Origin of the sequence: Streptomyces sp. Ru72 (assembly GCF_002920635.1) — a bacterium.
GTDB lineage: Bacteria > Actinomycetota > Actinomycetes > Streptomycetales > Streptomycetaceae > Streptomyces.
Map to the genome: position 1 here is coordinate 31,302 of NZ_PQSR01000017.1, position 20,207 is coordinate 51,508.

The window sequence follows — 20,207 nt, forward strand, 5'->3', positions numbered from 1 at the left end:
GGGCCGCCGATCAGGCACCGGCGACACTCGACGCGCCCCGGCGCCGCAGCATGTACGCCCCCGCGCCGAGGCCGCCGAGGAGCAGCACCGAGCCCGCGGCCAGGCCGCTGCCGGACTCCGCCAGCCCGCCGCCGCCGGCCTTCACCCCACCGCGGGGCTTGTTCGACGAGCGCTCCTCGCGCCCGCTCGCGCCCTCCTCCTCGTCGCCCCTCGACCGCGAGCCGCCATGGGCGTGCTCGCCACCCTGCTCGTCGTCCTGCGAGAACTGCTCGTCCTCGCCCGACCAGCCGCCTTCCTCCTGCTTGGCCAGGGCCAGGGCACCGCCACCGGCCTTCACCCCACCGCGCGGCTTGTCCTTCGAACGGCCGTGCTCCTTGTGCTTCGACTCCCCACCCTTGTCGTTGTCGCCCTCCTCGCCCTTTTCCTCGCCCCTGTACTCCTCGCCCTTGGACTCCTCGCCCTTGGACTCCTCGCCCTTCTCCTCGCCCCTGTACTCCTCGCTCTTGCCGCCGTGCTCCTCGTCCTGGGATTCCTCGCCTCTGCCGCCGTGCTCCTCGTCCTGGGATCCCTCGCTGTGGTGGCCGTGCTCCTTGCCCTTGTGGCCGCCGTGCTCCTCGCCGCCGTAGGAACCGCCGTCCGCGGCCCGAAGCTCGGGCACCGACACGGCGTACGCGGCGGGAGCGGAGAACACGACGGCAGCGGCGATCGCCGCGGAGGCGAACATGGTCCGGGTCGCTCGCATGAGAGGTAGTCCTTTCATCGCCACCACGAAGGCCGACACCACGCCGGCACGGGAAATCGCAGCGGTGACGTGATCACCTTCAACCCGAGGACTGCCTCTCACCACCGCAGAACACGGCAACCGAGCGAGCTCGTACTCCCTCCGGGTGCCTGCGGGCCGAAAAGTAACCCGGTCGGCAGCACACCCGTCAGTACTAGTCCGACCACGAATGGACGCGGGGCGAGCGCGCGTCCGGACATCGATGTGCCGCACTCGGCGCCGCGATGACGCGGCATCAGGTCTCCGCGCCACCGGCGGTCGGCCACTTCCTGCACGTAGGCATGTTCGACGGATGTTCAACTTGACTGAGACTCGGGCCACTTGGTTTCAAGAGTCGGGCATCGTGCGACTCACCGTCAGGATCCTCGGATCGCCGGTTTCGGGGAGATGGCGCCGATCGGGTCGCTTCGGATCTCCGAGCGGCGATGTCGAGGGGCGGGTCCCTGGGACGATCCGCCCATACGGGGCGAGCCGCGCTCCGGGCCGGGCGGGCGCCGGCGACCGGCCCGAGGCGGATGCCTGCGACCGGTCCGAGGCGGATGCCGACGACCGGTCCGAGGCGGACGCCGTGACCACCGAGAGGTCCTCGGAGCGGGGCCGGAGGGGTGCGCATCGTGATGACGCGCATGCCCCTGGTCTGCCCGCGACGGGCCCGTGTCCCCGGTCCGCCTGCCGGGGGCCCGCATGGCGCCGCCCGGGTGACGGTCTTCCTCGCTTGCTTTGTCTCTTGCGCAATCCGGGAACTGATGGGCGTCCGGATGCGTCGATCATGGTGGACGCGGACGACGACATGGCCGTGGAGGACGTCGATGGGTGTGGCCCTGACCAAGGGCGGCAACGTGTCGCTGAGCAGGCAGGCCCCCGGTCTGACTGCCGTGACGGTGGGACTGGGCTGGCAGGCGGACACGGGCTACGAGCCGGACGCCGGCGCACTGCTGTGCGACCGGAGCGGCAAGGTGCTGTCCGACGAGCACTTCGTCTTCTTCAACAACCTGAGCAGCCCCGAAGGTTCCGTCCGCCACTCGGGCGGTGGCGGCCCGGTCGGCGGGGACGACCAGCAGATCCACGTCGAGCTCGCGAGAGTCCCGGGCGAGGTGACGAAGATCGTCTTCTTGGTGTCGCTCTACGACGCGCGGGCCCGCGGCCAGGTCTTCGAGCACCTCGGCGGCGCCCACATCCGGGTCGTCGACGACGACGGCGGCGCCGAACTGGCCCGCTACGACCTCGCGACCGCCGGTCTGTCCACGGAAACCGCTCTGGTGCTCGGCGAGTTGTACCGGCACGACGCGGAGTGGAAGTTCCGCGCCGTCGGCCAGGGCTACGCCTCCGGGGCGGCGGGCATCGCCGCCGACTACGGCGTGAACGTGCTGAACGACAGCGCGAGCCCGGCGCCCCCCGTCACCGCCGCCAAGTCCGCAGCGACGACCGGCCCGTCGTTTCCGTCCGCCCCCACCGCCGCACCGCAGCCGCAGCCGGTCACCGCGCCGCCGCTACCCCCAGGGAGTTCCCTCGTGACGTGCTTCTTCGACCCCACCCACGGCCCCGGCACAACGACGGTGACCTGGTCGCCGCAGTGGGGCGTGCCCCGGCAGATCCAGACCTGCGGCGGCTGTGCGCAGCGCGTGCAGACGACGGTGCCGCCGTTCTACACCCCGCCCCAGCAGGGCTACCCGCAGCCCGTGCAGCAGGGCTACCCGCAGCCCGTGCAGCAGGGCTACCCGCAGCCCGTGCAGCAGGGCTACCCGCAGCAGGGCCACCCCGACCAGTACGCGGACCACCACCAGCACGGGGGCGGACGCCGCTTCGGCACGGGCGCGCTCATCGGTGCGGGCGCGGCCGGACTGATCGGCGGAGCGCTGCTCAACGAGGCGTTCGACGACGACGAACCGGAGGTCGTGGTCAACAACTACTACGAGGACTGACCGTGCGGCGGGCCCCCGAGGGGACCTCGGGGGCCCGCCGCCCCAGGACGCCACCGACCGTCGCTCGCACGCGCCTCAATGCGCCGGGTGCAGAAGGGGCGGGAGCAGGTTCGATACGGGCACGCGGGGCGTACGGGTGCCCGCCGGTTCCCCGGGTGTGAAGGACCAGGGGGAGAGGGGCGAGAGATGGCCGAGTCCCGGCTGCGGCGCAAGTGGCTTCCCGTGCTGGTGCTGGCCCTCGCCCTGTACGTCATCGTCCGTGCCGCCGGCACCCCGCAGTCCAGTGCGCCGCCCCCGGCCGCCGCGTCCACCCCCGCCCCCACCCCGTCCTCCGCCTCCCGCTCTCCGAGTCCTTCCGCGACGAGGAGCCCGTCGGCGTACGACCCGGCCGACTACGCCCCGCAGGTCCGCGCCCGCGCCCGCCAGGCGGGGATCGACGCCCGGCTGCTGATGGCGATCCTCTACAACGAGGCCTACAAACCGCATGATCCGGCCCTGGAACGGGCCTGGCAGAAGTACAAACCGGATGCGTCCTTCGGCATCGCCGACATGCACCGCGCCACCTTCGACGCGGTCAAGCAGGGCCGGGACTTCGCCGGCCGTCGCTGGGAGGACCTGCCCGACGACCGGGACCTGGCCATCGAGTCCGCTGCCTGGTACCTGCACGACCTGGCCGCGCAACTGCCGGCCACCTGGTCCGCCCCCTACACCAAGGACGACCTGCTGGCCCTCGGCTACAACGCCGGCCCGGGCAACATGCTCGCCTTCGTGCGCGGAGCGGCCCCGGGCACCCAGGCCCGCTCCTACCTCGACCGCCTGCACGCCAACTGGACGAAGGCGGGCCAGGCGGTCGGCGCCTAGTGCCCCAACAGGCACCGTTCGCCCCGTCGCTGCGCCCGGCACTCCCCCGAGCTCTTCGAGCAGGGGATACCCCCAGAGCACGCACCGGACGCCGCTCCTTGACGGGCAGACGTTGCTTGCCGGGGCACTGGCGATCCGTCACCCGTACGAGAGGTTGGAGCACGGGTCGTCGTCGGCGGAGCGGGCGTCGGCCGCCACCGAGGAGGGCAGGGCGGTGGGCGCGGGGGAGGTCGAGGGGGCGGCGGTGGCATAGGTCCGGCCCAGGACGACATCGATGCCCGCGCCGGTGAGGGGCTTCAGCTGTGCGCCGGGGAAGAGCCGGGCGACCGTTTCGGCCTGGGTCTTCAGGCCCGCGCCGTACTCGATGACGGTGGCGGCGTGGTCGTGGCTGCTCGCGTTGGCGGTGCCGGTGACCGTGAACCCGTGCCGGGTCAGGGTCGCCGCGGCGCGGGAGGCCAGGCCGCCTGTGGTCGTGCCGTTGTAGACGGCGACGTCGATGCCGGCACCGGAAACGTCCGCGCTGGGGCTCGGTGAGGGGGAGGCGGCGGCCTTGCCCTTCGTGCCGGCGGCGTCCTTGCCGTCGATCGTGCGGTCCGCCCTGAGCGCGGCCCACAGCTCCGACGTGTCCGGCTCGACGATCGCCACGCGCTCGCCGACGTACCGCCAGGGGATGGTGACGAACTTGGTGTTGTGCAGGTCGATGTCCTTCAGCGACATCGCGAAGGACATCAGCTTGTCCGCCGAGCCGAGTCCGGGATCGACGGTCAGGGACTTGGTGGCGGCTTCGGCGAGCGGCAGCAGGTTGGCCGGGGTGAGCCCGTCGCTCTTCACCTTCTTGATCAGGCCGGCCACGAACGCCTGCTGGCGCTTGATCCGGCCTATGTCCGACCCGTCCCCGATACCGTGCCGGATGCGCACGTAGTCCAGGGCCTTCTGCCCCGACACGGTCTGCACGCCCCTCCTGAACAACAGCGCCCCCCGGGTGCTGAGGTTGGGGTTCAGATCGCCCTGGTACACGTCCTGCGGCACGCACACCTGCACCCCGCCGACCGCGTCCGTCAGGGCCGCGAAGCCCTTGAAGTCGACGACGACCGTGTGGTCGACGCGCAGCCCGGTGAGGCTCTCGACGGTGTTCTGGGTGCAGGCGGGGTTGCCCTTGGCGGTCTCCCCGACCGAGTAGGCCGCGTTGAACATCGTGTTCGGCTGCGCCTTGGTCCACGTGCCGTCGGGGAGCCTGCACGGCGGGATGGTCACCAGTGTGTCGCGGGGGATCGAGACGGCTACGGCGTGGCGGTGGTCGGCGTAGATGTGCAGCAGGAAGGTGGTGTCCGAGCGGCCTATGTCGTTGCTGTCGCCGCCGCCGAGCGCGGAGTTGCCGTCGGTGCGCGCGTCCGTGCCGATGACGAGGACGTTCTCGCCCTTGGACACCCCGGCCTCCGGCCGGTTCTTGGACAGCCCCCCGGCGTCGAAGGTGTCGATGTCGCCGTTCAGTTTGAGGTAGATCCATCCCAGGCCGGCCGTACCGAGCACCACGACGGTGAGCGCCACGGCCAGGGCTATGCGCAGCGTGCCCCGCTTGCGGCGCCGTGCGCCACCGCCGCGGTGGCTCGGGGGCTCGCTCCCGCGGCGGTGGCGGGACGGGGTGGCCTGGTGACTCGTCGGCATGGCTTCGCCCTCATCCGTGAGACTCATACGGAGGGGACGACCGGCCCCGCCTGATGGTTGTACAGTTGCGCAATGTAGCAATAATCTCAGGCGGTGCCACGCGCCCGGCGGGCACCCCGGTCCGAAGAAGAGAAGGGGTGGGCGGGGATGCTCCGCAACGGCCTGGAACCCTGGCACCTGCTGATCGTGGCGATCGTCATCATCCTGCTGTTCGGCTCCAGGAAACTCCCGGACACCGCTCGCGCGCTGGGCAAGTCGATGCGCATCCTCAAGAGCGAGGCCAAGGCCATGAAGGAGGACGGCGACACCGCGCAGTCCGCCTCGACCGAGCCTTCGGCGCAGCGCCTGATCCAGGCGGCCCCCGGGGAGACGGCCTCGGCCCGCCCGGTGGGGGAGAGCGACACGGCTCGCTGAGCTCCCGGTCGGGGAGTTGATGAGGTGTCAGCTCCCTGACGGGCTGGGCCGTGTCACACCAGTGCGTGCCCCAGTAGTCGCAGCAGATCCCCCGTGGCGTCCGCCGCCCCCAGCGCCGGCAGGGCGCCCAGCGCGAGTGTGGTCGCGGCCAGCGGCCACAGACGTGGGGGCGGGCCCGCCTGGAGGGCGGCGATGCGGCGGGTGACCGCGCGGTCGGTGAAGGGCAACGCGCACGCCGGAGTGCGGCGCCCGGCGCTGAGCGCGGCGCGGGCCAGGGCGCGGGCCGTGGTGCCGCGGTCCCCGACCGCGTCGGCCGCCTGCTCGTCCGCCCACCGCTCCACCAGGAACGTCACCGTGGTGCGGACGGGCGCCAGCAGGGGATCGGCCGCGGCGGCGAGCGTCACGGCCGCCGACAGAAACGCGTGCCGGTGGGTCAGGTGCGCCCGCTCGTGCGCCAGCAGCACCCGGCGCTCCGCCGGCTCCAGTGCGCTCAGCATCGCCGAGGTGACCAGGATCCGGCCGGGCGCGCCGCTGCCGCCGGGGATGGCGAACGCCCGTGGCACGGGTGAGGCGGCGACGACCAGTTCCGTGTCCGGCGGCTGTCCGGCGCACAGCGCCCGCAGCGTGCGACGCGTCAGGCGTTCCGCGCGCAGGGTCCGGTACATGCGCAGGGCCGTCCCTGCGAGAGCCAGGATCGCGGCGACGGCGATCACCTCCGGAACCGGGTCCGGCAGCCGGTGGCCGTCCTCGCGGGCGTCCGCGGCGACCGGCGGCACCTGGCCCACCAGGGTGATCGCGAGCAGCACCATGGACCAGACGGTGGCGGCCGCGGTGAACACGGCGGACATCGTCAGCACCCGCGCCGCGAGCGCGGGCGCCACCCGCCGGCCGACCAGCGGGCTGAGGGCGGCCAGCAGCAGCGACAGCAGGAGCGGGACGTAGACGTCGATCTTCATGTGCCACCGCCCTCGGGGTGGGGGCGCCCGCCGAGCAGGTCGCGCAGCGCCTGTTCCTCCTCGGGGCTGAGGCCGGAGACGAACTGCTGGAGCGTGGCGATCGGGTCCGGGCCGCGGTCCAGCGCCTGGTGCATCGCCTCGGCGGTCAGTTCGGCCGCGTTCTTCGCGGGCCGGTACGCGCCGCGCCGCCCGTCCACGTCCCGCAGCACCAGCCCCTTGTCGTAGAGCCGTTTGAGGATGGTGTGAACGGTGTTGTAGGCGAGGCCGCCGCCGATCTCGGCCTGGATCTCGGCCGGGGTGAGTGCCTGCTCGGTGGCCCAGAGCGTCGCGAGCACCTCGCTCTCCAGCTCACCGCTGCTGCGTCGTTCCGCCCTGCCCCCAGAGCCTCTGCCGGCCATGCCCGCAACCTTACAGCGCGTAGGGGGCTCGTCGGCGGTGGCTCGGAGCCGTGCCGCCCGCGCACCGCCACGGCCCGGCTCACTCCATCGGAGCAACACTGCCCACGGGCAGGCCGGGTGACCGCCGTTTTCGCGCTGCACCCCGTGGCCGCGCGCGTTAGCTTGTCCGTGTTTTACCTGCTTCTTTCCTGATTTCCATCGTCGACCCTACGCCTTGTAGGGTGTGATGCCCCTGCGGCCCGTAGGGGTGAGAGGTGGGTCATGGCCAACAGCTCGCGCACCACGCTCGCAGGTGTCCGCCGGCTCGCAGCGCCGTCGGTCGCCGGCATGTCGTGGCGGGACCGCGGCCAGGGCCTGATCGCAGCGGTCGCGGGCGCCTTTGCGCTGGCCCAGCTCGTCCTCGTACGGCCGGGCATGGGACTCGGCTGGGACGAGACGGTCTACGTCAGCCAGATCAGCGCCCACGCCCCGGCCGCGTACTTCAGCGCCCCCCGCGCGCGGGGCATATCGCTGCTGGTCGCCCCCGTCACCTGGTGGTCCTCCTCCACCGTGCTGCTCAGGGTCTACCTGGCGGTGCTCTCCTCCGCCGCCCTGTTCGTCGCGCTGCGCGTCTGGCGCGGGCTGTTCCCGGCCCGCGTCCTCGCCCTCGGAGGCGCCCTGTTCGCGAGCCTGTGGGTGACCCTGTTCTACGGCCCGCAGGTGATGCCGAACTACTGGGTCGCGATCGGTGCCCTGGCCGGCACCGGCTGTTTCCTGCGCGCCCACGCCGACAGCACCGACCGGGCTGCCCTGTGGGGACTCGCCGCGGGCGCGGCGCTGATGACGTGGATGCGGCCCACGGACGGTGTCTGGACCAGCGCGCCGCTGCTGGCCCTGGCGCTCTTCTTCTCCCGGTGGCGCCGGCCGCGGCTGCTGCTGGCCCTGGTGGGCGGGCTCGTCGTCGGCGCGGCCGAGTGGATCATCGAGGCGTACGTCGACTACGGCGGCCTCAAGCACCGGCTCGCCGAGGGCTCCCGGATACAGGGCGGCCTGGGCTGGAGCATCGCCATCGGCGACCAGCTGCGCAGCCTCGGCGGGCGTGCCCTGTGCCGCCCGTGCGCCGGCCCACTGCCCAACCCGGCGGTGACCGCCTGGTGGTTCGTGCTGCCCCTGCTCGCGGTGCTCGCGGCGGCCGTCGCGCTCCGGGCCCGCCGCCCGGCACCCCCTTCCCGCACCCTGGTGCCCCTGGCCTGCGCGGCGACGGCGGCCTTCCCCTACCTCTTCCTCATCGGCTACGCCGCGCCCCGCTTCCTGCTCCCCTCCTACGCCCTGCTCGCCATCCCCGTCGCCGACGCTCTGCTGCACCTGGTCACCGGGCCGGACGGCCGGTGGCGCCCGGTGACCGCGACGCTGGTGGCGATCGGGCTCGCCGGGCATCTGGCGGTCCAGTTCGCGGTGCTGCACCGCACGGTGGCCCGTACCACCGCCGATCACCGCGGCTGGTCCCGCACCGCAGCCGAACTGCACCGGCTCGGGGTCCGTCCGCCCTGCCTGCTCACCGGGAACGAAGCCGTCCCCATCGCCTTCTACGCCGGCTGCGCCTCCGCCGCCACCAGCGGCCACAACGCCAACAACACCGCCGCCGGCATCGCGAGCACCGCCGGGCGCATCCCCGTAGCCCACCTGAGCACGCCCACCGATCGCCCGCCGTCGTACACCCGCGGCTGGAAGGCGCACACCGTCGACGGCGTCCGCATCCTCGTCTCGCCCACGGCGAGGGGCGGACGCGGATGAGCCCTCCGACCGCCACCGAGGCGGCGCCGGACACCCGGGTTGCGGCGACCGCCCGGACCGGCACCGGGATCCTGCGCCGCCGCGCCCACTGGCAGGCGGCTCTCACCCTCGCCGTGCTCGCCGCCGCTGCCCTGCTCGCCCTGCGCCACTGGCCGGTGATCGCGTCCGGCGCGGACCGGCTCACCGGTGCCGACCCGGGCTGGCTGCTGCTCGGGGCGACGGCCGCGACGGCGACCTGGGCCTGCTCGGCGCTCGCCCAGCAGGGGGCGGTGCCCGAGGCGCTGCCCGGCGGGCGGCTGGTGGCCGTGCAGTTCGCCGCGTCCGCCGCCAACCACCTGTTGCCCGCCGGCGTCGGCGCGGGCGCCGTCAACCTGCGCTTCCTCACCCGCTGCGGGATGCCCGTGAGCCGCTCGGCGACAGCGCTCGCGGTCAAGGCCACCGCCGGGGGCTTGGCGCGCGGCGCGCTGATCGTCGTCCTCGCGCTCGCCGGGCCCGGGCTGCTGCGACTGCCGCGCGCCTCCACGGTCCTGGTGGTGGCCGCGGTCCTGGTGGCCGCCGCGCTCGCGCTGCTGATGATCGGGCCGTTGCGCCGTGCCGCGGGGGCCGTACTGGCGGACGTACGGGCCGTGCACCGGCTGCCCGGGCGGGCGCTGGCCCTGTGGGGCGGTTCGCTCGCCTTCGCGTCGCTGCACGCGCTGGTGGTGATCGCGGTGACCCGGTCCCTCTCCGTGCCGCTGCCGCCCGGGCGGGTTGCGCTGGCCTATTTCGTGGCGAGCAGCGCGGCGGTCCTGCTGCCGACCCCGGGCGGCATCGGCGGGCTGGACGCCGCCCTCGCCCTCGCCCTCTCGCTCACCGGCGCACCCGGTTCGGCGGCGGCCTCCGTGGTCCTCGGCTACCGCCTGCTGACGGTCTGGCTGCCGCTGCTGCCAGGGCTGCTGGTGCTGGGCCTGCTGGTACGACGCAAGGTGCTGTGACAGTGGTGTCCGCCGGGAGGCCGACCAGGAAACCTGTGACCCGAGGGCCGGGCTCTAGGCGGTGGTGCCCGTCCGCTCGGGCGCGGTGTCCCGGCCGGTCGCCGTGGAGGCCACCAGCAGCGGACGCAGCCGAGTGGCCTCCAGGCGGTGGGCCAGGGCGTCAGGACGGCGGCTCAGGGGGATCATCGTGAGCGACGCCACCAGGGCGCCTACCACGAACCCGGCCACCACGTCGTGCGGGTAGTGGGCGCCGACCCAGACGCGGGAGACCGCCATGGCGCCGGCCGCCGGCAGAGCGACGTACCCGATCCGGCGCGAGACGAGGAACAGGGAGACCGCGGCCGCCGCGGCTATCGCCGTGTGGTTGCTCGGGAACGACCAGTCGCCCGGCGCCGGACACGCCTCCAGCGTGACCACGTGCAGGCTCTGGCAGGGCCGGTCCTCGCGGACCAGCAGTTTCAGCACGGAGTTCACGGCGTAGGCCAGCACCACCAGCAGCGGCACCGCCAGTGCGAGCAGCGCGGCCCCGGCGCCGGTGCGGCGCGCCCGCCACCAGGCGAGGACCATCAGCACGGCGAACACCCCGAGCCCGTACGTCGACCAGGCGGAGATCACCGCGTCCAGCCAGGAGGGGGTACGGCGGGCCAGTTCCACCACGTCCGTGTAGACCCAGCCGTCGATCGGGGCACCGTCGAAGGAGTGCGTCATCCGCGGACACCCTCCTTCGCGGCGCGGCGGGAGCGCAGGACCTCCAGGGCGACCGGGATCAGGGAGACCAGGACGATCACCGCGACCATCGGCAGCAGGTACTTGTCGACGTTCGGCACCGACGAGCCGAGCGCGTACCCGGCGAGGGTGAGGCCGAGGCTCCACAGGAGGCCGCCGGCCACCTGCCAGACGGTGAAGGTCCGCACCGGCACCTGAAGCGCGCCCGCCATCGGGTTGAGCACCGTGCGCACCACGGGGACGAAGCGGGCCAGGACGATCGCCTTCGCGTGTCCGTACCGCTCCAGGAGCTCCTCGGCGCGGCGCGCGCCCTCGTGCAGGCGGGCCGAGCGGCTGCGGGCCAGCAGCGCGCCGCCCGCCTTGCGGCCGAGCAGATAACCGCACTGCGACCCGGCGAGCGCGCCCACGGCCGCGGCGACCAGTAGCGCGGGCAGCGACAGTTTCACCCCCTGCTGCCCGGAGCCGGTGCACAGCAGGCCCGCCGTGAACAGCAGGGAGTCGCCGGGCAGGAAGAATCCGATCAGCAGGCCGGTCTCCGCGAACATCACCACACCCACGCCCAGCACCCCGAAAGCGGCGAGCAGTGACTGGGCGTCCAGCAGGTTCACCGCTAGTTGTGATCCCAGGAACAAGGAGGTGGCCATCGTCGCGAGCCCTTCCGGTGCGGAGCCCGGGCGCGACGCGGCGTCACCCGGCGGCTGACTACATTCGTGTAGACGTGTACGGAACTGTAGACGATGATCGGGTGGCGTACGTTCCCCTCAGGGCGTGGCCAGTGAGATCTCCGTGGACTTGACCAGTGCGACGACCGAGGAGCCGGGCAGAACGCCGAGATCCTCCGCGGCGTCCTTCGTGATCACGGCCGTGAGCGCCCCGCCCACGATCGTCACCTTCACCGACGCCATGGCCCCGCCCGTGGTGACGCGGTCGACGGTACCGGGCAGTTGGTTCCGGATGGAAACGCCCTCCACCGCCGCGGTGGCCAGCGCCACCTCCGTGGACTTGACCAAGGCGTACACCGAGGCGCCCGGAGCGAGGTCCAGCTCGTCCACGGCCTCCGCGGTGACCGCCGCCGTGACGTCCTGCCCCCCGTCCAGCCTGACCTTGACGGCCGCCATGACCTCGCCCGGCGTGACGGACGTGACGATGCCGGGAATCTGGTTGCGGATGCTCAGGTTCATGGGCGGCCCTCGTGGAATGTGGAGAATGGCTGATTCTGTCCTGGCCGGTCCCACGGTAGCGGGATGCGCGGGCCGTCTCCGGGCGGCGCGTCAGGCCGGACACGTCTCGGGCCGCATACGCCTGTACGCCTGGTCCACGGGTCAGGCCGGATAGGCGTGCGTCTGTGCCGCCTTGATCGTGGCCCACACCGCGGCGCCCGGACGCAGGCCGAGTTCGGCGGCGGCGACGGTGGTCAGGTCCGCGGCCAGGGGCAGCTCACCGGTGAGGTCGGCGCGGATCTGGTCGCCGTGCGTCTGGAGCCCCGCCACCTCGCAGCGCCACAGGTTGCGCGCGCTGGAGCCGTCGGGCCGGTCCCGGTACAGGGTCACCGCACTCGGCCGGAACGCCACGAAGACGGGTCCCGACAGGTCCTCCGTAGTGGTGATCGAGCAACCGGCCTCGAGCCGTACGGTGTGCCCCTGCGCCGTCCCCCGGTACAGGTTGAGCCCGACGAGCTGGGCGATGTAGTCGGTGCGCGGACGGCGGGCGACGTCGGACGGGGTGCCCTCCTGGACGACCCGGCCGTGCTCCACGACCACCAGCCGGTCGGCCAGGACCATCGCGTCCAGCGGATCGTGGGTGACCAGCACGGCCACCGCCTCGAACTCGTCCAGATGGCGGCGGAGCCCGCCCCGCACCTCCAGCCGGGTGCGGGCGTCGAGCGCGGCGAGCGGTTCGTCGAGCAGCAGCAGCCGGGGCCGGGTCGCCAGCGCCCGGGCCAGCGCGACGCGCTGCGCCTGGCCGCCGGAGAGCCGGCGCGGCCTGACGCCCGCGTGCTCGGCGAGCCCCATGCGCTCCAGCCACCCTGCGGCGACCGCCCGCGCCTCGGCCTTGGACGCGCCACGGCAGCGCGGGCCGAAGGCCACGTTGTCCAGCGCCGACAGGTGGGGGAAGAGCAGATAGTCCTGGAAGACGACGCCGACGGGGCGCGCCTCGGGGGGAGTGCGCTCCAGCGCGGCCCCGTCGAGCCGCAGATGACCCCCGCAGAGCGGGACCAGCCCGGCCAGCGCGCGCAGGGCGGTGGTCTTCCCGGCGCCGTTGGGCCCGAGCAGGGCGACCACCTCTCCGGGCGCGGCGGCCAGCGCCACGTCGAGCCGGAAGGAACCGCGCTCGACGACGATCCGCGCGTCGAGGCCGTCGCCGCGCACATCGGCGGCGGTGCTGCGCGGGGTGGCCGACTCGGTGTGGGTCATGGCGCCGTCATCCAGCGGTCCCGCAGCCCGGCCAGGACCCCGATCGACACCGCGAGGAGCACCAGGCTCAGTGCGATCGCCGCCGCCGGATCGTTCTGCAGGGCCAGGTAGACGGCCAGCGGCATGGTCTGCGTGCGGCCCGGGAAGTTGCCCGCGAAGGTGATCGTCGCCCCGAACTCGCCGAGTGCCCGCGCCCACGCCAGCACCGCGCCGGCAGCGACGCCCGGCGCTATGAGCGGCAGCGTCACCCGGCGGAACGCGGTGAAGCGGGACGCGCCGAGTGTCGTCGCGGCCTCCTCGTAGCGCGGATCGGCGGCCCGCAGCGTGCCCTCGACGCTGATCACCAGGAACGGCATCGCCACGAACGCCTCGGCGACCACCACACCGGCCGTCGTGAACGGCAGCGTGATCCCGAACCAGGAGTCCAGCCACCGCCCCACCACGCCGTTGCGCCCGAGCGCCAGCAGCAGGGCCACACCGCCCACCACCGGCGGCAGCACCAGCGGCAGGGTCACCAGGGCCCGCAGGAATCCCCGTCCAGGGAAGTCCGTACGGGCCAGCAGCCAGGCCAGCGGCACCCCGAGGACGAGGCTCACGGCGGTCGCCGCGGTGGCGCTCAGCAGGGAGAGCCGCAGCGCCTGCCACACCTCCGCGCTGGTCAACTGGTCCGGCAGGGTGTGCCAGGGGGCCCGCACGAGCAGCGCCACCAGCGGCAGCAGCAGGAACGCCAGGCCCACGAGCGCGGGCAGCAGCAGCGGCAGCGGAACACCGGGCCGGCGGACACGACCGCGCCGCGGTCCGCCCACCAGGGTGTCGGCCGCGGCGTCGGACGCGTCGATCCGGGTCACGGCTGCAGGAACCCGGCCTCGGTCAGCACCTTGCGCCCCTCGGCGGAGGTCACCAGCGCGATGAACGCCTGTGCCGCCGCGGCGTTGGGGGCGTCCTTCAGCTGGGCGATCGGATAGTCGTTGACGGCCTTGGCCGACTCGGGGAACTCCACGCCCTGCACCTGGTCACCCGCCGCCCTCACATCGGTCCGGTAGACGACCGCGGCGTCGGCCTCCCTCAGCTCCACCTTGGTCAGAGCGCTCTTGACGTCCTGCTCGTACGACACCGGCGTCAGCTTCAGACCGCTCGCGGCCAGTGCCTTCTGCGCTGCGGCCCCGCACGGCACGGTCCGGTCGCACACGACGACCTTCAGGCCGGACCTGGTGAGGTCCTTCAGGGAGGAGACCTTGTCCGGGTTGCCCGGCAGAGTGGCGATCTCCAGCCGGTTGCGCACGAAGGTCACCGGGGCGGTGGCCGTGTCCTTCTTGTCCGTCACGATCGCCATGGTCCTGGGGCTGGCCGCGGCGAAGACGTCCGCCGGGGCGCCGCCGGTGATGCTCGCGGCGAGGGTGTCGCTGCCGCCGAAGTTGAAGGACACCTTCGTGCCGGGGTGTTCCTTCTCGAACTCCCTGCCCAGGGTCGTGAAGCTCTCCTTGAGCGAGGCGGCGGCGAAGACGGTGACCGTGCCGGACGGCTTCGGCGCCGGCGACGCGGCCGACGCCGCCCCGGGGGAGCCCGACGAGGAGGAGCAGGCGCTCAGTGCCAGGAGCGCGGCGGCCCCGGCACCGGCCACCTGCACCGTCCGGCGGGGCCGGCGCGTGGAACGGGTCATCACGGGTCCACTCCCTCTGCTCGACCGGGAGGGAAGCGCACCCCTCCGATACGCCGATCATACTGGCGCAGATGCGACCTGGAAGTGTTATGCCGCATCGCACAAGCCGGTCTGCCGGGCGATCGGGCTGGCGTGTGCGTTCGTGCGGAGGACCCGTCGGGTGACGGTCTCAGGCCGTGTCGATATGGACGTTCGTCGACTTCACCCGGGCGGTGGCCTCCATGCCGACCTCCAGGCCCAGTTCCTCCACGGCCTCCCGGGTCAGCAGGGAGACCAGGCGGTGCGGACCAGCCTGGATCTCCACCTGGGCGGCCACGTCACCGAGCTTCACGGCGGTGACGATCCCCGGGAAGGCGTTGCGGACCGAGGTGTACGAGGGGGCGTCCTCCTCGCCGGCGCCGCCGCGCGCCAGCTCCACCGAGAACGCGGCCAGGTCCCTGCCGTCGATGACCCGCCGCCCGCTCTCGTCGCGCCGGGTCGCCACCCGCCCCGCGTCCGCCCACCGCCGCGCGGTGTCCGGGCTCACCCCGAGCAGCCGGGCTGCCTGGCCGATTGTGTAGGACTGCATGCGCGCCACGATAGGCGCCCGCGCCACCCCCTCCGCAACGCGCCCCGCGGCGCCCTCCGGCACGCCGGATCTGCGGAAACGGACATGATCGCGGGTGTCCGCATGGCAGGATCGCACCCCATGGAGGTGTCCTGGACGGTGCGGAGCCTGCGCGCGGCGGTGTTCGCCGTCCTGTGCGTGCTGCTCGCCGTCGGCGGACACACGCTGGCCACCGGCGTGGTGCCGCCGGTGTGGGTGGACGCGGCCGGGTTCCTGCCCGTGTTCGCCGCGGGTGCGGCCCTCGCCGGGCGTGAGCGCTCGCTGCCCGGCATCGGCCTCGCGCTGCTCCTCGTCCAGGGCGGGCTCCATCTCGCCTTCGACGCGGCCGGACCGGTACAGATGCCGATGAGTATGCCGGGCATGGCGCACGGCATGCCCATGGCCGCCCCGCCGCACGCCATGACCTCGCACGCCATCGCCGCGCACCTGGCCGCCGCCCTACTGGCCTCCTGGTGCCTGCGGCGCGGCGAGGCCGCCCTCTGGTCGCTGCTGCGCAAGGCCGCCGCCCTCGTCCCGCGCCTCGCCGTCCGGTGGCGTACGGCACCGCTGCCCGCGTACGTCAGGCCGCCACGCCCCTGCGCCCGCCGACGCCGGCTCACCGGGCAGGCGCTGCTCCGCCATGCCGTCCACCGGCGCGGCCCGCCCCCGGCAGCCCCGTACACCGTCTGAAACCCCCCAACCACCAGCACCAGTACGGAGTTTGCCCACCCATGTCCCCGATGCGTACCACTGTGCGTCGCGCCACCACCGTCGCCGCGCTCGCCGCCGCCGGTGTCCTCACCGCGGCCGGCGCGGCCTTCGCCCATGTCACCGTCCATCCCGAGAGCTACGCCAAGGGCGCCACGGACGGTGTGCTGACCTTCCGGGTGCCCAACGAGGAGGACACCGCCGCGACCACCAAGGTGCAGGTCTTCCTGCCCACCGACCACCCGATCCTGGGCGTGCTGGTCAGCCCGCAGGACGGCTGGACGGCGCAGGTGACCACCACCAAGCTCAAGACCCCGGTCAAGACGGACGACGGCACCATCACCGACGCGGTCTCCCAGATCACCTGGACCGGCGGCCGCATCCGGCACGGCCAGTACCAGGACTTCAACGTCGCCTTCGGTCAACTTCCAGAGAACACGGACCAGTTGACGTTCAAGACGCTGCAGACCTACTCCGACGGAAATGTCGTCCGCTGGATCGAGGAGGCACAGAAGGGGCAGGACGAGCCGGAGAACCCGGCGCCGGTGCTCCGGCTGACCGCCGAGGGCACGGCGGAGGGCGGCGGTTCCACCGCGGCCCCCGCGGGCGCCGAGGAGAAGCCGAGTGCCGGCACGACCAAGGCCGCGGCCACCAGTGACTCCACCGCTCGCGGGCTCGGCATCGCGGGTCTGGTCGTCGGCGTGCTCGGGCTGGCCGCCGCGGGCTTCGCCCTCGCCCGCGGCCGCACCGCCGGGGCCGCCGCCGGCACCCCTCGCACGCCCTCGTCCGAGTGACCGGTTCCCGCCCCGCCGGCGTCACCTGCCGTCGGCGGGGCGGGGAGCCCAGCGCTCCTCGACCTTCGCCAGCCGCCAGTACGCGAGGGCCGCCGCCCACACCACCACGAACAGCCCGACGATGAAGAAGCCCACGTTGTCGAGGTCGAGCCCGGCGATCCAGCCCGTCACCGCGTCCCGCAGGTCCAGCTTGTCGTGGAGCACCCCGACCAGCTCGATCGTGCCGATCAGGAAGGCCACCGCGATCGACAGCCCGGTGATGGTGAGGTTGTAGAACACCTTGCGCACCGGGTTCGAGAAGGCCCACTGGTAGGCGAAGTTCATGAACGTGCCGTCGAGGGTGTCGAACAGGCTCATCCCGGCCGCGAACAGCAACGGCAGGCACAGGACGGCGTACCAGGGCAGCCCGGCCGCAGCCCCGCTGCCCGCCATCACCATCAGCGTGACCTCGGTCGCGGTGTCGAATCCCAGGCCGAACAGGAAGCCGAGCGGGAACATCTGCCCGGGGCGGCTGATGGACCTGGTGAAGCGACCGAGGATCCGGTTCATGAACCCCCGGGAATCCAGGTGGGCTTCCAGCTCCTGCTCGTCGTACGTTCCCGCCCGCATCGCCCGGAACACCCGCAGGATGCCCATCAGCGCCACCAGGTTGAGGGCCGCGATGAGATAGAGGAACGAGCCGGAGATCGTCGTGCCCAGCACGCCGAGCACCTGGTGCGTACGGGAGTTCTCGCTCATCAGCCGCCCGGCCAGCTGGGTGCCCCCGGCGATCAGCGCGGCGAGCACCACCACCACGCTGGAGTGCCCGAGCGCGAACCAGAACCCGACCGACACCGGCCGCTTGCCGTCCGCCATCAGCTTGCGGGTGGTGTTGTCGATGGCCGCTATGTGGTCGGCGTCGAAGGCGTGCCGCATGCCCAGCGTGTACGCGGTGACGCCGAGCCCGATGCCGAACGCCTTGGAGCCGACCTCGTAGTGCTCGGGCACCACCAGAAGGAACAGCACGCCGAACGCGGCCACGTGCAGGGCGGCGATCACCGCCAGCAGCCCGGCGGTCCGCAGGGTGTCCTCGCGCCGCCAACGGAAGGAGGAGGACTCGGGCAGGGAAGGGTCGGCCAGGGTCATACGGTCACGCTCCAGCACCTCGTGGATCACTTCGTGAGATGCCGCGGCCGGTCTCCTGGCTGACGGATCACCGCGCCCGCCCCACCTTCCCGGTCGACGTGCGACCAGTGGCGCCACCCGCTGGAGGCGGGCGGCACGGGACGGGAACTCCCCGATCACAGTGGCGAGGGCCGCTCCGGCCTGAGTTCCTGAGGGACTTTCACCGGTCTTCCCGAACACCACGGCCCGGCCACCTTAGGGCGGGGGCGGCGACGCCTGCAAGGCTGCACAGTTGCGCAGGTATCCGTAGGTATCGAAGATCACACAGGACGCCTGGGAGAATGCGGGCATGCATCTCGTCCCCGCCGACCGCGCCGGCAGGCGCACCATCGACGGCCACCGGGTCTGCGAGGCCATCGAGGCCATCGGCGCTCCCGAGGCCGTACGCACCTGGGCCGACCGCTTCTCGCTGCTGGCCGACCCGGGCCGGCTCGCCCTGCTGCTGGCCCTGCACCGGGCCGGGCCGCTCGCCGTCTCCGACCTGGCGGTGGCGACGGGCATGAACGACCCGGCCGTCTCGCAGGCGCTGCGGCTGCTGCGGACGGCCGAGGTGGTGGCGGGTGAGAAGGAGGGGCGGATCGTCCGCTACCGGGTGATCGACCCCGTGGTGAACGAGCTGCTGCGGCAGGTGTTCTGAGGACGGATCGGTTGCTGCGGACCGCTCACTTCCTCTGCGAGGCCGACTCCTTCCGTGGTGCCAGGTGGATGTCCTGGCTCGACAGCGTCAGCGGCGACTCGGTGAAGGCGCGCAGCCGGACGCGAACGCCCTTCTTGGGTACGGTGAAGCCCTTGCCCGGTGCCTGGATCCGGTACGTGGCGGTGGCGTGGGCGCCGAGAGACGACGGGCCCTGGAGCACCTTCCACCAAAGGCTCTCGCCGTGGCCGGTCGTCACCATGAAGTGGGGCTGGACGGCCAAGTCGCCGGTGTTGTTCACACGGACGGTGAGTGTCTCGACGGTCGCGGCCTTCCGGGTGGAGCCGACGGCCTGCATGCGCAACGGCGGTTGTCCGGTCGCCGCAAGCGTCGCGGCCACCAGGGCCGGCGCCACCAGGGCCCCGGCCAGCACCGTGCGGGCCGTCCGCCGCCCGTGCAGCAGCCGGGGCTGCCACGCGGTGGCGAACGCGGAGGGCGGCGCGGTGACCGCCGCCGCCAGCCACAGCGGCGTCATCATCAGGTAGTAGCCGTCCTGCGAACGGGTCGCCAGGAAGAACGCGCACCACGGCAGCACGGTCGCCGCCGGGCCCAGCCGGCGCACGAACAGCACGAACACGGCCAGCAGACCCGCCGCCAGCAGCATGCTCGCGTACGAGTACCAGGACAGGCGGTCGCTGCCGTCGGTGTAGTAGAGGGAGATGCCGATCAGGCCCTGGCCGTGGATGGTCGCACCCTGGGTGAACGGCAGCACGATGCCCTCGATCCAGGTGCGCGGCTCGGTCACGATGAAGTACCCGTTGATCAGCAGCCACGTGCCGGAGGCGATGCCCACGATGCGCCCCACGGCGAGGGCCGCCCCGCGCGCCCCCAGCTCGCCGCGCCGCAGCGCGTAGACCCCGGCGAGGAGGAACGGCGTCAGGAACCACGGCAACTGCTGGCTGGCGCAGGCCGCGCCCAGGCAGGCCGCCCGCGCCCAGTCGGCCGGGCCGCCCGTGCCCATCCGCGTCCAGCGCACCACCACCGGGATCAGGAACGCCAGCGCGAGGACCGCCGGGTAGCCGAGCCGGGCGTACATCGGGATCAGGCCGAAGCCCAGGCAGACCATGGTGGCCGCCGAGCGCCACGGCGTCGGCAGCATCTTCCACATGACGATCGCGCCGAGGACGATCGCGGTGGTGGGCACCAGGACCTCGGGCAGCGCGTCGTGGCCGATCCACAGCAGCGGCGCGGTGAGCATCGCGGTCAGCGGCGGATAGGCGTAGGTGTAGTCGTAACCGCCGTCCACCGTGGTGGTGTAGGCGACGGAGCTGTGGTGCCCGAACAGCCAGGGCCAGGCCTGCCCGTACACCGGGTCTCCGTGCAGCAGCTCGCGGGCGGCCTGGATCGTGAGGATCGACTCGTCGCTGTAGCCGTGCCGCATGCCGGTCGCGCAGTAGACCAGCGTGATCCCCGTCACCAGCACCACGAGATCCAGGCGTGCCAGCGAGCGGCTGCTCCGCACCACCAGCGTCAGTACGCCCGTCACCAGGATCGACACGTAACAGACGGAGATCACCGCGGCGATCAGCGGCTGATGGCCGGCGGCACTGTTCCACACGCCGCGGGTGCCGATGAACAGGCTGATGTTCGCGAGCAACGTGAGAACGCGGTGCCACTGCGCGGGGACCCGGTCCGGTTCGTCCTCGCCGCGTGCCACCGGTGGGCGCACCCAGCGGGTGCTTGTCGACGCCTTCACTTCTGCCAAGTGCACGCCAGG

The 20,207-nt window shown here is 72.9% G+C and carries 21 protein-coding genes and 1 riboswitch; of the genes, 8 read left to right on the forward strand and 13 right to left on the reverse strand.

Annotated features, from left to right (window positions below; all coding sequences use genetic code 11):
• Positions 1-10 precede the first annotated feature (10 nt).
• Positions 11-742 carry a hypothetical protein gene (locus C3488_RS11045; RefSeq protein WP_103839193.1) on the reverse strand — a complete coding sequence of 244 codons (732 nt, stop codon included), beginning with the start codon at positions 740-742 and terminating at the stop codon, positions 11-13.
• An 848-nt stretch (positions 743-1,590) separates the two neighbouring features.
• Here C3488_RS11045 and C3488_RS42370 point away from each other — a divergent pair.
• On the forward strand, positions 1,591-2,703 hold the full coding sequence (locus C3488_RS42370; protein ID WP_103839194.1) for a TerD family protein: 1,113 nt from the start codon (positions 1,591-1,593) through the stop codon (positions 2,701-2,703).
• A 186-nt stretch (positions 2,704-2,889) separates the two neighbouring features.
• A complete protein-coding gene (locus C3488_RS11055) occupies positions 2,890-3,564 on the forward strand; it encodes a hypothetical protein (RefSeq protein ID WP_103839195.1) in 675 nt (224 codons plus the stop codon).
• A 138-nt stretch (positions 3,565-3,702) separates the two neighbouring features.
• On the opposite strand, the gene C3488_RS11060 is transcribed toward C3488_RS11055, so the two are convergent.
• The gene (locus tag C3488_RS11060; RefSeq protein ID WP_103839196.1) at positions 3,703-5,229 is read right to left on the reverse strand and encodes an LCP family protein; all 1,527 of its coding nucleotides are present in this window, start codon (positions 5,227-5,229) and stop codon (positions 3,703-3,705) included.
• Between the two features lie 147 nt (positions 5,230-5,376).
• Between C3488_RS11060 and tatA the strand changes: the two genes are divergently transcribed.
• Positions 5,377-5,643, forward strand: coding sequence for a Sec-independent protein translocase subunit TatA (tatA, locus tag C3488_RS11065; protein WP_103839197.1), 267 nt, complete (start codon positions 5,377-5,379; stop codon positions 5,641-5,643).
• Between the two features lie 53 nt (positions 5,644-5,696).
• Here tatA and C3488_RS11070 read toward each other — a convergent pair whose 3' ends face one another.
• Together C3488_RS11070 and C3488_RS11075 are read right to left on the reverse strand one after the other, a co-directional pair.
• On the reverse strand, positions 5,697-6,599 hold the full coding sequence (locus C3488_RS11070; protein ID WP_103839198.1) for a M48 family metalloprotease: 903 nt from the start codon (positions 6,597-6,599) through the stop codon (positions 5,697-5,699).
• The gene (locus C3488_RS11075) at positions 6,596-6,997 is read right to left on the reverse strand and encodes a BlaI/MecI/CopY family transcriptional regulator (protein ID WP_103839199.1); all 402 of its coding nucleotides are present in this window, start codon (positions 6,995-6,997) and stop codon (positions 6,596-6,598) included. Before C3488_RS11075 ends, C3488_RS11070 begins: the two co-directional genes overlap by 4 nt.
• A gap of 261 nt (positions 6,998-7,258) precedes the next feature.
• Between C3488_RS11075 and C3488_RS11080 the strand changes: the two genes are divergently transcribed.
• Both C3488_RS11080 and C3488_RS11085 read left to right on the forward strand, forming a co-directional pair.
• A complete protein-coding gene (locus C3488_RS11080) occupies positions 7,259-8,770 on the forward strand; it encodes a hypothetical protein (protein WP_103839200.1) in 1,512 nt (503 codons plus the stop codon).
• The gene (locus C3488_RS11085) at positions 8,767-9,744 is read left to right on the forward strand and encodes a lysylphosphatidylglycerol synthase transmembrane domain-containing protein (RefSeq protein ID WP_103839201.1); all 978 of its coding nucleotides are present in this window, start codon (positions 8,767-8,769) and stop codon (positions 9,742-9,744) included. Before C3488_RS11080 ends, C3488_RS11085 begins: the two co-directional genes overlap by 4 nt.
• A gap of 54 nt (positions 9,745-9,798) precedes the next feature.
• Here C3488_RS11085 and C3488_RS11090 read toward each other — a convergent pair whose 3' ends face one another.
• The 7 genes from C3488_RS11090 to C3488_RS11120 form a co-directional block, all read right to left on the reverse strand.
• Positions 9,799-10,452: a phosphatase PAP2 family protein gene (locus tag C3488_RS11090; protein ID WP_103839202.1), complete on the reverse strand. Its 654-nt coding sequence runs from the start codon at positions 10,450-10,452 to the stop codon at positions 9,799-9,801.
• Positions 10,449-11,114 carry a DedA family protein gene (locus tag C3488_RS11095; RefSeq protein ID WP_103839203.1) on the reverse strand — a complete coding sequence of 222 codons (666 nt, stop codon included), beginning with the start codon at positions 11,112-11,114 and terminating at the stop codon, positions 10,449-10,451. The genes C3488_RS11090 and C3488_RS11095 overlap by 4 nt, the downstream gene beginning before the upstream one ends.
• 117 nt (positions 11,115-11,231) lie before the next feature.
• Positions 11,232-11,651 carry a molybdopterin-binding protein gene (locus tag C3488_RS11100; protein WP_103839204.1) on the reverse strand — a complete coding sequence of 140 codons (420 nt, stop codon included), beginning with the start codon at positions 11,649-11,651 and terminating at the stop codon, positions 11,232-11,234.
• A 141-nt stretch (positions 11,652-11,792) separates the two neighbouring features.
• A complete protein-coding gene (locus C3488_RS11105) occupies positions 11,793-12,884 on the reverse strand; it encodes an ABC transporter ATP-binding protein (protein WP_103839205.1) in 1,092 nt (363 codons plus the stop codon).
• The gene (gene modB, locus C3488_RS11110) at positions 12,881-13,732 is read right to left on the reverse strand and encodes a molybdate ABC transporter permease subunit (protein ID WP_103839206.1); all 852 of its coding nucleotides are present in this window, start codon (positions 13,730-13,732) and stop codon (positions 12,881-12,883) included. Before modB ends, C3488_RS11105 begins: the two co-directional genes overlap by 4 nt.
• The gene (gene modA, locus C3488_RS11115) at positions 13,729-14,544 is read right to left on the reverse strand and encodes a molybdate ABC transporter substrate-binding protein (RefSeq protein ID WP_103839207.1); all 816 of its coding nucleotides are present in this window, start codon (positions 14,542-14,544) and stop codon (positions 13,729-13,731) included. Before modA ends, modB begins: the two co-directional genes overlap by 4 nt.
• Positions 14,545-14,713: 169 nt before the next feature.
• Positions 14,714-15,112, reverse strand: coding sequence for a molybdopterin-binding protein (locus C3488_RS11120; RefSeq protein ID WP_103839208.1), 399 nt, complete (start codon positions 15,110-15,112; stop codon positions 14,714-14,716).
• Between the two features lie 102 nt (positions 15,113-15,214).
• Between C3488_RS11120 and C3488_RS11125 the strand changes: the two genes are divergently transcribed.
• Both C3488_RS11125 and C3488_RS11130 read left to right on the forward strand, forming a co-directional pair.
• Positions 15,215-15,820 carry a hypothetical protein gene (locus tag C3488_RS11125; protein ID WP_258053370.1) on the forward strand — a complete coding sequence of 202 codons (606 nt, stop codon included), beginning with the start codon at positions 15,215-15,217 and terminating at the stop codon, positions 15,818-15,820.
• Positions 15,821-15,861: 41 nt separating this feature from the next.
• Positions 15,862-16,632, forward strand: coding sequence for a YcnI family protein (locus C3488_RS11130; RefSeq protein WP_103839210.1), 771 nt, complete (start codon positions 15,862-15,864; stop codon positions 16,630-16,632).
• Positions 16,633-16,653: 21 nt separating this feature from the next.
• Here the strand turns inward: C3488_RS11130 and C3488_RS11135 are convergent, their stop codons facing one another.
• Entirely contained in the window at positions 16,654-17,757 is a 1,104-nt protein-coding gene (locus C3488_RS11135; protein WP_181138966.1) for a HoxN/HupN/NixA family nickel/cobalt transporter, read from the reverse strand.
• Between the two features lie 27 nt (positions 17,758-17,784).
• A riboswitch (cobalamin riboswitch) is annotated at positions 17,785-17,995 on the reverse strand.
• A 90-nt stretch (positions 17,996-18,085) separates the two neighbouring features.
• Here C3488_RS11135 and C3488_RS11140 point away from each other — a divergent pair.
• The gene (locus C3488_RS11140; RefSeq protein ID WP_103839212.1) at positions 18,086-18,433 is read left to right on the forward strand and encodes a metalloregulator ArsR/SmtB family transcription factor; all 348 of its coding nucleotides are present in this window, start codon (positions 18,086-18,088) and stop codon (positions 18,431-18,433) included.
• A gap of 25 nt (positions 18,434-18,458) precedes the next feature.
• Here C3488_RS11140 and C3488_RS11145 read toward each other — a convergent pair whose 3' ends face one another.
• Positions 18,459-20,201, reverse strand: coding sequence for a hypothetical protein (locus tag C3488_RS11145; RefSeq protein WP_374955409.1), 1,743 nt, complete (start codon positions 20,199-20,201; stop codon positions 18,459-18,461).
• Positions 20,202-20,207 lie beyond the last annotated feature (6 nt).

Coding starts and splice junctions, on each gene's coding strand:
- C3488_RS11045 (WP_103839193.1), bottom strand. CDS start 742: ATGCGAGCGACCCGGACCATGTTCGCCTCCGCGGCGATCGCCGCTGCC.
- C3488_RS42370 (WP_103839194.1), top strand. CDS start 1,591: ATGGGTGTGGCCCTGACCAAGGGCGGCAACGTGTCGCTGAGCAGGCAG.
- C3488_RS11055 (WP_103839195.1), top strand. CDS start 2,890: ATGGCCGAGTCCCGGCTGCGGCGCAAGTGGCTTCCCGTGCTGGTGCTG.
- C3488_RS11060 (WP_103839196.1), bottom strand. CDS start 5,229: ATGCCGACGAGTCACCAGGCCACCCCGTCCCGCCACCGCCGCGGGAGC.
- tatA (WP_103839197.1), top strand. CDS start 5,377: ATGCTCCGCAACGGCCTGGAACCCTGGCACCTGCTGATCGTGGCGATC.
- C3488_RS11070 (WP_103839198.1), bottom strand. CDS start 6,599: ATGAAGATCGACGTCTACGTCCCGCTCCTGCTGTCGCTGCTGCTGGCC.
- C3488_RS11075 (WP_103839199.1), bottom strand. CDS start 6,997: ATGGCCGGCAGAGGCTCTGGGGGCAGGGCGGAACGACGCAGCAGCGGT.
- C3488_RS11080 (WP_103839200.1), top strand. CDS start 7,259: ATGGCCAACAGCTCGCGCACCACGCTCGCAGGTGTCCGCCGGCTCGCA.
- C3488_RS11085 (WP_103839201.1), top strand. CDS start 8,767: ATGAGCCCTCCGACCGCCACCGAGGCGGCGCCGGACACCCGGGTTGCG.
- C3488_RS11090 (WP_103839202.1), bottom strand. CDS start 10,452: ATGACGCACTCCTTCGACGGTGCCCCGATCGACGGCTGGGTCTACACG.
- C3488_RS11095 (WP_103839203.1), bottom strand. CDS start 11,114: ATGGCCACCTCCTTGTTCCTGGGATCACAACTAGCGGTGAACCTGCTG.
- C3488_RS11100 (WP_103839204.1), bottom strand. CDS start 11,651: ATGAACCTGAGCATCCGCAACCAGATTCCCGGCATCGTCACGTCCGTC.
- C3488_RS11105 (WP_103839205.1), bottom strand. CDS start 12,884: ATGACCCACACCGAGTCGGCCACCCCGCGCAGCACCGCCGCCGATGTG.
- modA (WP_103839207.1), bottom strand. CDS start 14,544: ATGACCCGTTCCACGCGCCGGCCCCGCCGGACGGTGCAGGTGGCCGGT.
- C3488_RS11120 (WP_103839208.1), bottom strand. CDS start 15,112: ATGCAGTCCTACACAATCGGCCAGGCAGCCCGGCTGCTCGGGGTGAGC.
- C3488_RS11125 (WP_258053370.1), top strand. CDS start 15,215: ATGGCAGGATCGCACCCCATGGAGGTGTCCTGGACGGTGCGGAGCCTG.
- C3488_RS11130 (WP_103839210.1), top strand. CDS start 15,862: ATGTCCCCGATGCGTACCACTGTGCGTCGCGCCACCACCGTCGCCGCG.
- C3488_RS11135 (WP_181138966.1), bottom strand. CDS start 17,757: ATGACCCTGGCCGACCCTTCCCTGCCCGAGTCCTCCTCCTTCCGTTGG.
- C3488_RS11140 (WP_103839212.1), top strand. CDS start 18,086: ATGCATCTCGTCCCCGCCGACCGCGCCGGCAGGCGCACCATCGACGGC.